The sequence below is a fragment of the Allocatenococcus thiocycli genome, assembly GCF_921292965.1.
GTDB lineage: Bacteria > Pseudomonadota > Gammaproteobacteria > Enterobacterales > Vibrionaceae > Vibrio > Vibrio natriegens.
Window position 1 is genome coordinate 39,305 of sequence record NZ_CAKLCK010000051.1, and the last position, 14,207, is coordinate 53,511.

Consider the following 14,207-nt stretch of genomic DNA (forward strand, 5'->3'; position numbering starts at 1 on the left):
ACTCGTTAATAGTGGACTCTATATTGGGAGGCCGTTAATGGACAAAAATAAAGTAAAACTTGGTGCAGCGCCGATTGCATGGACAAACGATGATCTACCAAGTTTAGGGGCAGAAAATACATTTGCACAGTGTGTTAGTGAAATGGCTCTGGCTGGATTCACTGGTAGTGAAGTGGGTTGTAAGTTCCCTAAAGATACCAAGGTACTAAAAGAGAAATTGGCGCTTCGTGGCATTCAGATTTGTAACGCTTGGTTTAGCACTTTCTTTGCAGATGGTAAGGAAGATCAATCAATTACTGAATTTATTGCGCATATGGAATTCCTACATGAAATGGGCGCAAAGGTTATTGGTTGCTCGGAGCAAAGTGGCAGTATTCAGGGCACTGAAAAAGCTGTCTTTGAAGAAAAACCGCACTGGACTGACGAAGAGTGGCAACGTGTTGCTGATGGCTACAATAAAATTGCTGAGCTTGCAGCCGCAAAGGGCATGAAAGTTTGTCTGCATCATCATATGGGGACTGGTGTTCAAACCCCATCAGAGATAGACCGATTTATGGAGATGACGAACGATAATGTTGGCTTACTCCTAGATACGGGGCATATCTACTACTCAGAAGGTACGCAAGCAGCGATCCTTGAAGTTTTAGATAAACATGTTGGTCGTATTCCACACGTCCACTTAAAAGACATTCGTAATGAAAAGCGTCAACAAGTCATCGATGAGCATCGCTGTTTTCTTGATGGCGTTCGTTTAGGTGCTTTCACTGTTCCTGGCGACGGTGTAATTGACTTTAAACCAATATTTGACGCGTTAGATAAAGCTGGATACGAAGGCTGGATGGTAATAGAAGCAGAGCAGGACCCTAGCGTTGCAGATCCACTAGAGTACGCACAAAAAGCGCGAAAATATATTCGAGAAGTTGCAGGAATTTAAAATCAATATAATGCGTTTATTATAAATTAATTCGAACTAATTATTTTTATAAATGTAACTATTAACTTTTTATTTTATTAAAAATTATAAACACTATTTAATTTGAATCTGTATTGGTTTATTCATATAAAAATAAAACTCTGCAATTCAGACGGCGGTTTATTACCTCTAAAATAAATGAAAATTAAAGGACGAATATCATGACTTTAAAAGTAGGTGTGATTGGTTTAGGTGCAATTGGTAAAGAACATGCAAAAAGGATTCATAACCTTCTACAAGGTGCAAAAGTGGTTGCTGCTACCGATGTGGATCCTGACGCAGTAAAAGCATTTTTGACCGAAGAGAATATTCCGGCTGAAGTTTACGCTAATGGTAAGGATCTGATTAACTCGTCAGACGTCGATGCGGTTGTTGTGACGTCTTGGGGACCGACGCACGAAGAGTTTGTTCTTGAGTCGATCAAAGCTGGAAAACCTGTGTTCTGTGAAAAACCACTCGCTGACACTGCTGCAGGTTGCAAACGTATTGTTGAAGCCGAAATGGCTGCTGGTAAAAAACTGGTACAGGTTGGTTTCATGCGTCGTTACGATGCGGGCTACAAATTGCTTAAAGCTGCAATTGCAAATGGTGAGCTCGGTGAGCCTTTGCTCGTACACTGTGCTCACAGAAACCCTGAAGTTCCAGAAGCTTACCATGGCGATATGCCTTTCTCGGATACATTTATCCATGAAATCGATGTATTGCGCTGGTTAGTGGGTGACGACTACAAATCTGTTCAGGTTATTAATCCAAAACGTACGAAATACACCCATGCGAAGCTACAGGATCCACTGATGGTGATCGTAGAAACTCGGAGTGGCATTCATATTGATGCTGAAATTTTTGTTAACTGTAAATACGGTTACGATATTCAATGCCAAGTCGTTGGTGAAGAGGGGATTGCTAATCTGCCAGAGCCAATGAGCCTATTGACTCGTAAAGATGCGAAACTTTCTACGAGCATTCTGACTGATTGGAAAGACCGCTTCTTTGAAGCGTATGACGTGGAGCTTCAAGACTGGATTGATGCAACTCACGCAGGTGAAGTAAATGGCCCTAATGCATGGGATGGCTACTTCACAGCGGTTACTTCAGATGCATGTGCTGAAGCACGCGTTTCAGGCAAGGTTGTTGATATCGACATGCCGGAAACGCCAGAGTTCTACAAATAGAATTCAATAAAATAGTTACTGCACAGAGTGCTAGACAGTCGGTTACTTTTGCGATTTGATCGTTATTTTCAGATAGTCTTGGACTCTTAATTTAGTCGAAATCCCTCAATAAATTTTGAGGGATTTTTGTTTAAAAAAGCCAAAAAGATTTCCGTTTCCCCTAGTTTTCTCGATTTGTAGCGACTTAGCAGCGCAGAGTAAGGAGGCAGCGTTTAGAGCATCAATTATACGCTTAATCACGGATAAGTTACCTGTAATTGGGGAACGACAGCCTTAGAGCTAGATTACACAATGCCTTTTGCACAAAGGTTTAATTGCATAAAAATGAAATAAATTATTCGAAAATTTTCATCTTGTGGGTGTTTTTGATACACGGATCCCCCGTTTTTTGTGTGATTGGTCTTTTGTTTTAGCAACATGGTTTATTTGTAGAGCGCGTAACTATTACCACAATCTCACTAGATATAGCCTGTATTGAATGATGTTTAATGTCTTTATTGGACATTGTTATAAGGAAGATTGGTCTTAACTTTATGATAATTATAAGTTATTCAAAAAATGATGGCTTACATCATTTTTGAATATGAAGTATTGATGGAGTTGACGTTAAGGCTTGTTAATGAAATGTTATGAGAGCCTTGTCACGGTCTCATCACGGTTTATCGTTTAGATTTCTTTTTGTGAACTAATTTTTTCAAATATTTTAAAAGTAAAATATAAGTTTCACAAAAAGTAAGAAGGTTGTTTTAGCACAAAACCATCTGGTCAGAAGTAATCGTTGTCAGCCGATAGATACGCGATTGTTGTCGATATCTGTATGCATTGAGAATGACTTCTCAGATTGTTAATTGAGCCGAATACAATAAAGAACGAGTTGCACTTAACCTTGAAATAAAGTGAGTGGAACGACCCGAATCTAATTTTAAAAAATAAAGAGCTTGATCTTTCAAGGAGGATGTATGTCCGCAATAAGCGATATATCAAAGCCTGTCATATCACAAGAGTACAACGTTAGGTACGTATTATTGATTTGTAGTATTGCTGCACTGGGCGGCTTATTATTTGGTTATGATACTGCCGTTATTTCCGGCGCAATCGGACCAATAAAACAATATTTCCAACTCGACTCATTCGGTGTGGGGTGGGCGGTATCAAATGTTGCGATTGGCTGTATTATCGGTGCGCTGGCATCGGGTCGAATTGGTGCTAAATATGGTCGAAAACGTTCGCTAATTTTTGCGGCAATTCTATTCACAGTCTCTGCGGTAGGTTCGGCACTTGCTGACACCTTCTTTTGGTTCATTGTATTTCGTATGATCGGAGGACTGGCTGTCGGGCTAGCTTCTTCCATTTCGCCAATGTATATCTCGGAAGTGTCGCCAAAGATAGTTCGTGGTCGAGCGCTCAGCATGCAAAACTTCGCCATTGTTGGTGGCCAAGTGGTGATATTTGTCGTCAACTACTTAATTGCGAAAGGTATGGCTGAAACATGGCTAGTTGATACTGGCTGGAGGGTTATGCTCGGTTCGGAAGTGATTCCTTGTGTGTTATTTCTGGTGGCTTCCTTGATCATTCCTGAATCTCCGCGCTGGCTAGTGATGAAGGGGGAGATGGCTAAAGCCGAGAAAATCCTTGCTCGTGTATTCAATCCAGAAAAAGCGAAAGAAAAGCTTGTTACTATTCAAGAATCAATTGTTGATGAAAGCGTGAGCAAGCAAGTCGCAAGCAAGCAGACAGTAGTACGTGAGAAACACTTTTGGTTTTTTGTCTTTATTGCATCTGCAATTGCGATTTTTCAACAGGCCAGTGGCGTTAACGTCATGATGTACTTTGCCCCTGTTGTTTTAGAAAAAGTAACTGGAAATGCAGAAATTTCTTTATTCTTAACCATCTGGGTTGGTGTGATTCAACTTATTGGTACATCCATTGGTTCTTTATTAATGGATAAAGTGGGTCGTACTCCGCTTCTCAAGGCTGGTTCGATTGGCGCGACAATTGGCTTATTACTCACCTCGTACTTCATCTATCAATCAAGTGGTCTAGTGGGCGAAGAAGCCATTCGAATGGGCTACTGGACATTATTCGGGATGATGGTCTTTATGATTTGTTTCGCATTTTCATGGAGCTTGGGCGCGTGGATTGTCGTTTCTGAAATCTTCCCAAATAGAATGCGTTCGTTGGGTATGTCATTTGCTATCGGAAGCATGTGGGTAAGTAACTTCTTTATCGGCCTTGTATTCCCAATTATGAACGATAACGCATGGTTAAATGAGCATTTTAATGGTGCATTCCCTATGTGGCTCTTTGCTTCGTGTATGGCGATGTCTTACTTCTTTATTGCTCGCTTCCTGCCAGAAACTAAGGGCGTTTCATTGGAAAAGATGGAAGAGCACATATTAGGCAGTAAAGCATAAGAAGGATCAACGTTTATTAATGCGTAGCGCTAAGGTTATTAAACTTTAGCGTTATTTGTTTTTGAACATACTAAGCCTGTTATCTTTTGAATCGGTTAGGTCACTGGATTGTGCGCCATTCTTATGATCAGACCAGTCGAGCGTAGATAGGTGTTTGGCTCAATATCGTTTCAAAGCTATTGAAAGGCTACCCTTATAACCCACTCTTAATAAAGATATTTAATGACGAAGAAAGCAAAGAATAGAAGAGTAACAATAGCGGATCTTGCTATGCATGCGGGTGTTAGTACTGCAACGGTTGATAGGGTACTGAATCGACGCTCGACGGTTAGACGTAAAACTATAGAAAAAGTACTCGCTTCAGCCGAGGAGATTGGGTTCCGCGCAACTCGTCTGGTCGAAACTGCCTTAAATGATACATACCTGGAGAAAAATCTTGCGGTAATTCTTCTTTCCCAAAACCAGCATTTCTATAAGCTGTTAGGCGAAAGTATTCAACAGGAGGCGTATTATAAATATCCACACTGCAAGGTACAGATATTTTATCTAGACGACTTAAACCACCTGACTTACACCACACTGCTCAATCGAATATCAGACGCATACGACACCATTGCACTGGTTTCTCCTGAACACCCCCAGATTATAGAAGCCGTTGACAAGCTAGCTAGCAATGGCGTCAACCTCATATCGTTACTTAGCCAATTAAATACAACGGAAGTGATACACCATTTAGGTATTAATCCCAATGTAATGGGTAGGCTTGCAGCCTGGTACATTCATCATATGGCTAATGATAATGGGGCAGTGGGTATTATTTCCGGAAGTAAAAGGTTCCATTGCCAATCTGGGTATATGAGTGGGTTTTATTCCTATTTTGAGGAAAATGCTCCTGATACTGAAGTCATTGAATCGACAATGAGCCTTGAAAATTATTCGCTTGCTTTAGAGTCGGCAGAAGAGCTTCTCGTTTGTCATCCAAATCTTTCTGCTATTTATTGTGCAGGAGGTGGAAGTGAAGGTGTTATTGAAGCGCTAAAAAATCATCGTACTAAAAAGGAAATTTTTACTGTTTGTCATGAACTAACAGATGTAACACGAGACGCTTTGAATGAAGGTTTAGTTCACACCGTATTATCAACGAGAAAAGAGCAGCTGATCGAGCAGTTGTTTAAAGTAGTTTATCAGTCAGAGGGTAATAACCAGTCGCCATTAAGTTTTGAACCTGTGCTTATAGATACTTACTGTCGAGAAAACATATAGTAAACCTAAAGTGAATTTCATGCCCTATATGTGCCGTTAATTCTAATCGCTTATTTTTAACGGCACGTTTTATCTATGATTAAAATGAAATATTAACCAATATACTTTTTCATATTATCAAAGCATTGTTGTGCAATATCATATAAGTCATATTCCCAGTGCTTCGGACTCAGTAGTTCTGCTGACCACATACCGTCATAACCCGTCGCTTTAACTGCATCCACCCAAGCTTGAATATCGATATCACCTTCTCCTGGCATGTAACCACGTTGGACGAGTTGATCCCAATCTTCGCCTTCATAGGGTAATCGGCCGTCACAAAAGTGAACACCATAGATGAGGTTCTTATCTAATTTTGCGATGTCTTCTGGTTTAGATCCCGTTGCCCATAAATGCCAAAAGTCGACCACCATACCCACGTTGTCACGGCCTAAGCGACGGATAACTTCAAGCCCCTGTTCTAGCGAGCGAAACTTAGTAAAGGCAATAACTTCTATTTGATATCGGACTCCGTATTCTTTACCGATATCAGCGATGGAACCAATATTCTCGGTCATAATATCCATGATTTGATCGTCCGGGAGGTGATCGATACCATTGAGGGCAAGAATTTGCACCGTTGGACAATCAAGTTCGGCTGCTGCTTGAGTTAACCTCCTTGCCTCTTCGAGCATTTGCGTACGTTCTTCGCCTTGATGACGCTCTATAGAAAGAAGGGCATTGATACACCCAGCACTTAAACCATAGCCATCAAGAACTTCCTTTAATTTTTTATTCGTTCCACCGTTATCTTGGTAGCGAATAAGCTTATCGCCCAGAATTTCTAAGCAATCATAACCAATATCATGTGCAATATGAGCATCCGTAATAACGTTACTACTTTTTGTAGAAATACCATGTAGAGCTTTTAACATAAGGGAGTCCTTGTATTGATGTCATACTATTAGTATATTTTTTGGAATTTAAATTTCAAATTAATTAATTTTAAATATTAAATTTCATGAAATAGTGTGAGCTAGAAGTAAGATAGAAGGGCGAAAAGACCAAATCCCTTGCAATGAACAGCAAAGTACCACGGGAAAACTCGTGCCAATCTTCGTTTAGTCAATGAATCACCTGAGTTTAATTGATAATTAAAATCAATTTCTTGGCCGCTTAATAAATCCATCGAACAGTCAGCTACTGACTGAGTGCGGATTATCAAGCGCTCTGACCTGCTCATGTTTGGCACTTTCTCGCTTTCATCGCAGAAAATCATTTATATTGACTGTTATTTCATTTTTAATTTAAAATGGAATGAAATTTCCAAAAATGAATTGATATTGCCTGATCATCTTTTGTGTAAATCCCGAACTTCTCGACAACACGTTTTTCTGGCTGGGATTGTATTTGTTGAGATGGTTGATGGTTGCCTTGTTCATAAAGCACAGCTTATTCCAAGGAGGGAATATGATTGCAGCAACAAACGTCAAAGAATTGCAAAGGGACATATACGCAAAGTATGAAGATTTGAGTCAACGGTTACAACAAGTTGCTAAGTATGTCGTTGAAAAACCGGAAAGTATCGCGTTCGATTCAGTGTCCGAAATAGCACGTAATGCGGAGGTTCCGCCATCGACGCTGACTCGGTTTGCGCACGCATTTCACTATCGTGGATTCAATGACATTAAAAAAGTGTTTCGTATTAATTTAGCTGAACAAACGGAGAGTTACACCGGCTATGCCCGGATTGGTGCGGGCCTAGATGATGATCAGAATATCGAGACTCCAGCGAATATTCTTGCTCAGTTAGCTAAGGCGAACATCAACTCCCTTGAAGACTTAAACGTGCAAATTGAGCACGACACACTCCAAGTAGCGGTTACGTTGCTTAATGAGGCGAATAATATATATGTGGTTGGCTTCGGGCAAAGCTTTGGCATGGCATCATACCTTGTTTACGCACTGAGACGTATTGACCGCCGGGTGTTTCTTGTTGATGGTTTGGGGGCAATTTATCTGCAGCAAATGCAGACGATACACAGAGGCGATGTGGTCGTCATCATCAGCAGTGAACCTTATTCTGACGAATCGGTAATGGTTAGTGAAGTCGTGGAAGAAAAAGGCGTAAAGAAGATAGCGATTACTGACAGCCAGGTAAGCCCTATAGCAACCAATAGCGATGCCTGTTTTGTGATTAAAGAGTCGCAGTTAGAAAAGTATCGGACTTTATCCGCAACCCAATGTTTGATTCAGTCACTTGTGGTTGCACTTATTTACAACACAAATGAAGAGACGCAGGTCGACGCTCTGGATATTTAATAGGGTGTAGCTGGTTCTCCATAAACGTAGAGGCGGTAATGACTTCAAATAAAAAAGCGGAACTGTATCTGTTTTCTGCCACCATATTAGCGGGTCTGGGATGGTTGTTTTCAAAGCAGGCTGTTGCGGAGCTACCACCACTCGCGTTTATTGGATTTCGGTTTGTTTGCGCCGCTGTGATTATCGCGCCATTCGGCATGAAGCAGCTGGTTCGTGGCGATCGCCGGCAGTTTGTCACAGCGGGATGGATAGGGCTGCTGCAAGGTTTGTCTCTATCTTTGTGGATTTATGCCGTCTCGGTCAGTGATGAACTGGGTGTGGGCGCATTTATCATGAGCCTTTCTATGCTATTTGTACCTATCTGGGGGTGGATGCTGTTTAAACAGCGGCCAACACGCCCTTTTTGGGCTTCTCTTCCATTCGTCAGCGCGGGACTGTATTTTCTATCCCTCTCGGGCAGTTTCTCAATGTCTACGGGTGAGTTGTTCTTTTTTATTTCGGCGGCTTTTGTGGCGTTACATTTCATTTGTAATAGTCATCACTCTCAAACTATTCCCGTGCTTTACCTCACTTGTGTTCAGTTTTTCACTGGCGGCCTATTGGCAATTCTTTTTTCCGCCTGTATAGAGTCTTGGCCCACTTCAATCAGTATGAGTACGTTGGGTTGGTTTGCCGCTAGTGTCATTCCGGCGACATGTCTGCGCTTTTTCATTCAAATCAAAGGTCAGAGCGGCACAAATGCAACCAATGCTGCTTTGTTGATGACATTAGAGCCCTTATGGACGGTGTTGATCAGTGTGGTGTGGCTAAATGAAGTGATGTCGACCAATAAAATTCTGGGTATCGTACTTATTTTAACCGCGTTGATGGTTTATCGATGCTGGGACTTAGTACGAGTGAAGGTGAAGAGGCTGCGTGCTTTTTAAAACAATGTGCTTTTTAAAAACAATCAGCGCCCGTGTGATTGGGCGCTAAGTTAGTTATACCGCTACGTGGTCATAAAGCGGAATGTTGGTTAACGCCGTCACTTCATCAATATAGAGACGAACGTTTGGTGGGAACTCCACGCCTTTGATTAGGGTAAGGTTTCTCAGAGTAGGGTAGAAATTAATGTCATCGTAACTGAGAACATTATCGCGACTTGAAGGCAGCGTCAGCCACTCCAGAGTGAGCAGCGCTTGGTTCAGTTGAATGAGAAACTCATTACTTTGCGCCATCGCCTGCTCAAATGACATTCCGATCATTTTCGATTTATTGGTGGTAAACCAAGCTTTGGCCTCTGCACTACCAAACTCGGGCAAAGTGATTGCCATCCAGCGTGGATGTACAAGTGGACCTTCAACACCTTTGACTGCCTGATTGTAACGGTCGATATCAGTTTGATGTACAGCCTCTGATAATACAGGGTTGCCATCCCATTCATCTAAATATTTCACAATATCAAGGCTTTCTGCCATGTAGGTACCATCTTCTTTTTCAAGGATAGGAACCATATTTGCGCCAACTTTGTCGATACGCGCATCCACATCGTGGTTTTGTAAGTACACAAACTCGACAGGCATGTTCTTTAAGTTCGCGAGCATCATCGCCTTGATACAAAACGGGCAATGTTCAAAAACAAATAACTTCATCTTTCTCCTACCTATTGAAAATATTTAAAGGAATTAATATTCAATTATAGATTAAAATGAAATTATTTTTTCATTTGTTTTATCTATTTAATTGGGATCTCAACAACAAATAGCGAAACAACACAGGAAAAAAGGGAGGAGAGGTGGACGCTGGGCGTATCTCAATACACCCAGAATTTTTGAGCGGACTATGCTGCCGAATTGTTTTCGCTTTCCTGAAAAGCCAGTGAAACCGCTAACGTTTGGGCCAGGCATAGTGACGCCACCTGAGAGCGGAATGCATCTACCTTGCCTTCTTTGACGACAAAGCAGACATCACTGAAGGCTGCAAGTGGGCTGATTTGACTGTCGGTAAGAATGATCTGCTTTGTGCCTGTGTTTGCTAACGCATCACTCACATCAGTCGTATCTTGCGCGTACGGATAGAAACTGATCGCTACGACTACGTCGTTTTCGCGAATCATGTTGATTTGCTCTTTGAACATGCCACCAAGCCCATCAATAAGAAACGCACGTTTGTTCAGGTGACGGAATGCGTACGTTAAGTATGAAGAGATACTGAATGAGCGTCCAAGACCGATGACGTAGATATTGTCTGCTTCAGAGAGCAGTTTTACCGCTTTGTTGAGGCTGTCTTCGTCGATTTGAGTCGAAAGTTGTTGTATTGCACTGGTATTGGCGCGTGCAAAAGCTTGCAGAATATCAATAGGGCGCTCTGGTGGCTCTTCGTCGGCATCCATGCTTTTTGAAAGTTTCACTCGGTCAGTGTAGCTAGATGTCTCTTCAAGTAAGTTTGTACGAAATAGTTGTTTCATTTCGTTAAAGCCACTGTAGCCGAAAGCGCTGGCAAAACGAATCAATGTCGATGGCGGAACATCAGCTTGTTCAGCAATAACAGAAACAGTTTCAAACGCGACACTGCTTTTATTATCAAGTACATAAGCTGCAACTTGTTGAAGACGTTTACTTAAATCACCGTAGCGATTCCTGATTTGGTCTTGCAATTCACTTAGTGTGGTTGGTGCTGACATTATGTTCTCCATAGATTCATTCTGTGACTTGCTTTAAGTGTTTCATTTTAGCTTAAAAATGAAATCGTTCATATAGCTGTCATATCTGACAAATTCGATCTATTTCTCATTTACTTCTAATGAATCAATTCAAATCATCTTCGGTGCTCGTTGATAGTTTTTAGATAAGTTTCTTGATGACACAAACCTTGTTGGCATTCATTTACTTTCAGATGATTTATCGAGGTTTTTCGATATTGGGCGTGAGTTAATCGTCTTTAATTTTTGCAGATACGATAAAAGGGAGCCACAAGGCTCCTTTTGTCATTTCGTTTTGTAATAAGAATTATCGGGTAAAAGAATGGTTTTAGCTTATCCCTTCAAGGAGCAATTTTGTTCCGGATAAGAGTAAGAAGCCGTAACACAGTTGGTAGATAGTTTGCTGAGGGACTTTATCCAGTAACCACACACCCATTTTTACGCCTATTGGTGCCAATGGCATGAGAACCAAAGAAGTCAGTAAGTTGGTGCTGTCGAAGGTGCCAAGCAAAGTAAATGGCACCAGTTTAAACAGATTGATAATGGCAAACAGGACGGCCATCGTTGCGATTAATGTGGTTTTTTCGAGCCTTAGCGGGAGCAGGTAAAGACTGGCAGGGCCACCTCCAGCATGAATGGCGGTACTGGAAAAGCCACATAACGTACTCCAGAACCAGGCTGAAAACGTTCCTCCGGGTTTTGGTTGTTTGCGCTGGAACAGGTGCATAAAGAAGAACAGTACCGACAACAGTCCAACAATCAGCTTCACGCTAGACTCGGTCATACTTCCTAAATACAACGCTGCCAGAGCTACTCCGAGGGCCGATGCTGGTAACATGCGTTTTATCACCCGAGTATCTGCAAAATGGCGGTGGTGTTTAACGGCAAAGAAATCCATCACACATAAGATCGGCAGCAGAATCGCAGCGGCTTGGGTTGGTGAGATGGTCCAAGCCATCAGTGGTACTGAGATGACACCTAAAGCGCCACCGAGTCCCCCTTTACCGATTCCGTAGATGAGGACCGCGGGTATGGATACGATATAAAACCATGGGTCTGTGATGATCATTTCTTCGCTCCATGTAAAAAGCGCCCAGATGGGCGCTTTGGGGTTGCTAAGAACAGGTACTTAAGCCCAACAGAAAAAGCTGTCATACCTATCTAGCGTTTTTATTGGGAATTAACCACGCTGACGCCAAAGTGCAATCAGGTTGTGGTAGTTCTGCTTGATATTTTCGATCAGCGTTTCATCGTTAATGCTATTCGCCAGCCATTGACGTGATGGCTCACCAAATAGCGTACGACCAACCGCGAACCCTTTTACGATCTCTTTACCCGCTGTTGCATTAAAGCCTTTTTGTAGCTCTTCCTGAGGTGCATCTAGGCCTAGGATGACTACGCCACGGCAGAATGCATCGCGTTCTGTGACTACTGAGCTGACCGTGTCCCAGCTATCGGCTTCAAGAGCCGGAAGTTTCCACCAGTCTGGCTTGATACCCAGGTCGTAGAAACGCTCCAGAGCCTGAATGTAAAGTCTGTCTTCTTTCTTCACGCCAGCAGGTAGGATGACTTCCAGTAGCAACTCATGACCAGATTTACAACATGCCTGGTAGACTTCTTGAACCAGTTCTTCTTGCTCTGTACGAATATCTAACTCGTCTTCTGGGCTGTAGAACACCAAACATTTCACCACGTGCTCAAGAGGCCAGTCGATTAATTGTGAACCGATGTTACCGTGCTCTAAGCACAGTGGACGTGAACCCGGTAACTCGATAGGACGGCCAATCCACCAACCTTGTCCTGTCACTTCATTGAGTACATCTTGGCCGAATGTGCTATCACACAGTAAGCCTGCTTTACCCGCTAAGTTCGCTTCTTGTGCGACTTGTTGGCTTGCTTTAAAGATAAGTTTTTTCAGTGTCTTGATACGTGCCGTGTCTGTACCCGCTTCACGAGCCATGTCTTCAAGTTGGCTTCGGTGGTCAAATGCCATCACACATAACTCATCCCACTGAGGAGCTTTACGTGTCGTAACGCGGTGTAGGTGGTTGAGCTCTACATCCAGGTCAGGACGTTTCACATCAGCAGCGCGAGTGATGTAATTATCAAGCTCTAACTTAGTTGGCATTGCCGGAGCACAGCCGTGACGAGAAACCACCAATGCACCACAGGCGTTAGCGTATGCACATGCTTTTTCCCAGCCTTCGTCGTTTAGGTAGCCACGTAGCAAACCAGACATGAATGCATCGCCAGCGCCAAGAACGTTAAGTACATCAACGCGAACACCGTGAATGGTCAGACCGTCATCAAGATCGTTTGGCACTTCTTCGCTGTATACAGAGCAGCCCAGTGCACCACGTTTGCACACTAGTTCAGCATCAGAAACTTTACGTACGGCTTTTAGTGCATCGATAGTGTTATCTGTACCACCACAAATATGGAACTCTTCTTCTGTGCCGACAATAACATCGAACAGGCCAAGTACTTCTTGCAGTTCTTGAGTTACCTTGTCTGAAGCGATGTAACGAGTTTCGCCATCACCCAGTGAAGTCAGCCCCCAAAGTACTGGGCGGTAGTCGATGTCTAGCGCTGTTTTTACACCATTGCGACGAGCGTATTTCAATGCGGTAAGTACGGCTTCGCGCGTTTTTGGATTGGATAGGTGAGTACCAGTGATTGCCAGACAGCGAGCAGACGCGATGTACTCTTCAGTAAAGTCATCTTTGCTGATTGCCATGTCAGCACAGTTTTCGCGGCAGAAGATCAGAGGGAAAGTATCTTCGTCTTTGATGCCCAGAATAACCAGCCCCGTCAAACGCTCTTTGTCAGTGATCAAGTGACTAGTATCACAGCCAACACGCTCGAGTTCTTCACGTAGGAAACGGCCCATGTGCTCGTCACCAACGCGTGCAAGCATTGATGATTTCAATCCTTGTACTGCTGTGCCGTAAGCCACGTTACCTGATGAGCCACCAAGGTACTTATTAAAAGATCCCATGTCTTCTAAACGAGCGCCGATCTGTTGACCGTAAAGATCAACCGCAATGCGGCCCATACAAATGACATCTAGCTTTTTCTCAATACTCACATTCTTCTCCTCAGAGCTTAAACTCTTACCGTCATCACTAGGATGGTTCCAATGCTAAAGTTTTTGTGTCTGCGTTAAGGCAATGCCCATATGCGTTTCACGTTTCAATAAAACCTTTGTACGGAATATTTGTTTCATTTTCAATTTAAAGTGGGATATTTGATTCGTTTTGTGATCAAGTCGGAAAATAAATTTCAAATGTTGTTGGAAGTTGAAAAAATGGATTCGCGTAGCTGAAAAATAGGGTTTAAGCGCTGGTGGCTCGTTATAACCAAGGCGATATTTCGAACTACGACAAATAAAAAAGCCCGTCTCA

11 protein-coding genes are annotated in these 14,207 nt (G+C 42.5%); 6 read left to right on the plus strand and 5 right to left on the minus strand.

Going from position 1 to position 14,207, the window contains the following annotated elements; translation table 11 throughout:
- Positions 1-37: 37 nt before the first annotated feature.
- The 4 genes from iolE (at position 38) to L9Q40_RS20970 (ending at position 5,822) form a co-directional block, all read left to right on the plus strand.
- The gene (gene iolE / locus L9Q40_RS20955; RefSeq protein WP_420658885.1) at positions 38-934 is read left to right on the plus strand and encodes a myo-inosose-2 dehydratase; all 897 of its coding nucleotides are present in this window, start codon (positions 38-40) and stop codon (positions 932-934) included.
- A gap of 200 nt (positions 935-1,134) precedes the next feature.
- On the plus strand, positions 1,135-2,145 hold the full coding sequence (iolG, locus tag L9Q40_RS20960; RefSeq protein ID WP_498794509.1) for a bifunctional inositol 2-dehydrogenase/D-chiro-inositol 1-dehydrogenase: 1,011 nt from the start codon (positions 1,135-1,137) through the stop codon (positions 2,143-2,145).
- Positions 2,146-3,104: 959 nt separating this feature from the next.
- Positions 3,105-4,559 carry a sugar porter family MFS transporter gene (locus L9Q40_RS20965; protein ID WP_498794510.1) on the plus strand — a complete coding sequence of 485 codons (1,455 nt, stop codon included), beginning with the start codon at positions 3,105-3,107 and terminating at the stop codon, positions 4,557-4,559.
- Between the two features lie 222 nt (positions 4,560-4,781).
- Positions 4,782-5,822 (plus strand): LacI family DNA-binding transcriptional regulator, encoded by a 1,041-nt coding sequence (locus tag L9Q40_RS20970; RefSeq protein WP_498794511.1) that lies wholly within the window; start codon positions 4,782-4,784, stop codon positions 5,820-5,822.
- A 92-nt stretch (positions 5,823-5,914) separates the two neighbouring features.
- On the opposite strand, the gene L9Q40_RS20975 is transcribed toward L9Q40_RS20970, so the two are convergent.
- Complete coding sequence (locus L9Q40_RS20975) at positions 5,915-6,736, minus strand: sugar phosphate isomerase/epimerase family protein (protein ID WP_498794513.1); 822 nt, start codon at positions 6,734-6,736, stop codon at positions 5,915-5,917.
- A gap of 535 nt (positions 6,737-7,271) precedes the next feature.
- Here L9Q40_RS20975 and L9Q40_RS20980 point away from each other — a divergent pair.
- Positions 7,272-8,123, plus strand: coding sequence for a MurR/RpiR family transcriptional regulator (locus tag L9Q40_RS20980; RefSeq protein WP_065296969.1), 852 nt, complete (start codon positions 7,272-7,274; stop codon positions 8,121-8,123).
- A gap of 38 nt (positions 8,124-8,161) precedes the next feature.
- Positions 8,162-9,049 carry a DMT family transporter gene (locus L9Q40_RS20985; RefSeq protein ID WP_329351470.1) on the plus strand — a complete coding sequence of 296 codons (888 nt, stop codon included), beginning with the start codon at positions 8,162-8,164 and terminating at the stop codon, positions 9,047-9,049.
- A 54-nt stretch (positions 9,050-9,103) separates the two neighbouring features.
- Here L9Q40_RS20985 and grxB read toward each other — a convergent pair whose 3' ends face one another.
- The 4 genes from grxB to L9Q40_RS21005 form a co-directional block, all read right to left on the minus strand.
- Positions 9,104-9,754 carry a glutaredoxin 2 gene (gene grxB / locus L9Q40_RS20990; RefSeq protein WP_498794514.1) on the minus strand — a complete coding sequence of 217 codons (651 nt, stop codon included), beginning with the start codon at positions 9,752-9,754 and terminating at the stop codon, positions 9,104-9,106.
- A 188-nt stretch (positions 9,755-9,942) separates the two neighbouring features.
- On the minus strand, positions 9,943-10,785 hold the full coding sequence (locus L9Q40_RS20995; RefSeq protein ID WP_014232094.1) for a MurR/RpiR family transcriptional regulator: 843 nt from the start codon (positions 10,783-10,785) through the stop codon (positions 9,943-9,945).
- Between the two features lie 346 nt (positions 10,786-11,131).
- Positions 11,132-11,872 carry a sulfite exporter TauE/SafE family protein gene (locus L9Q40_RS21000; RefSeq protein WP_498794515.1) on the minus strand — a complete coding sequence of 247 codons (741 nt, stop codon included), beginning with the start codon at positions 11,870-11,872 and terminating at the stop codon, positions 11,132-11,134.
- 111 nt (positions 11,873-11,983) lie between these two features.
- A complete protein-coding gene (locus tag L9Q40_RS21005) occupies positions 11,984-13,891 on the minus strand; it encodes a bifunctional 5-dehydro-2-deoxygluconokinase/5-dehydro-2-deoxyphosphogluconate aldolase (protein ID WP_498794516.1) in 1,908 nt (635 codons plus the stop codon).
- Positions 13,892-14,207 lie beyond the last annotated feature (316 nt).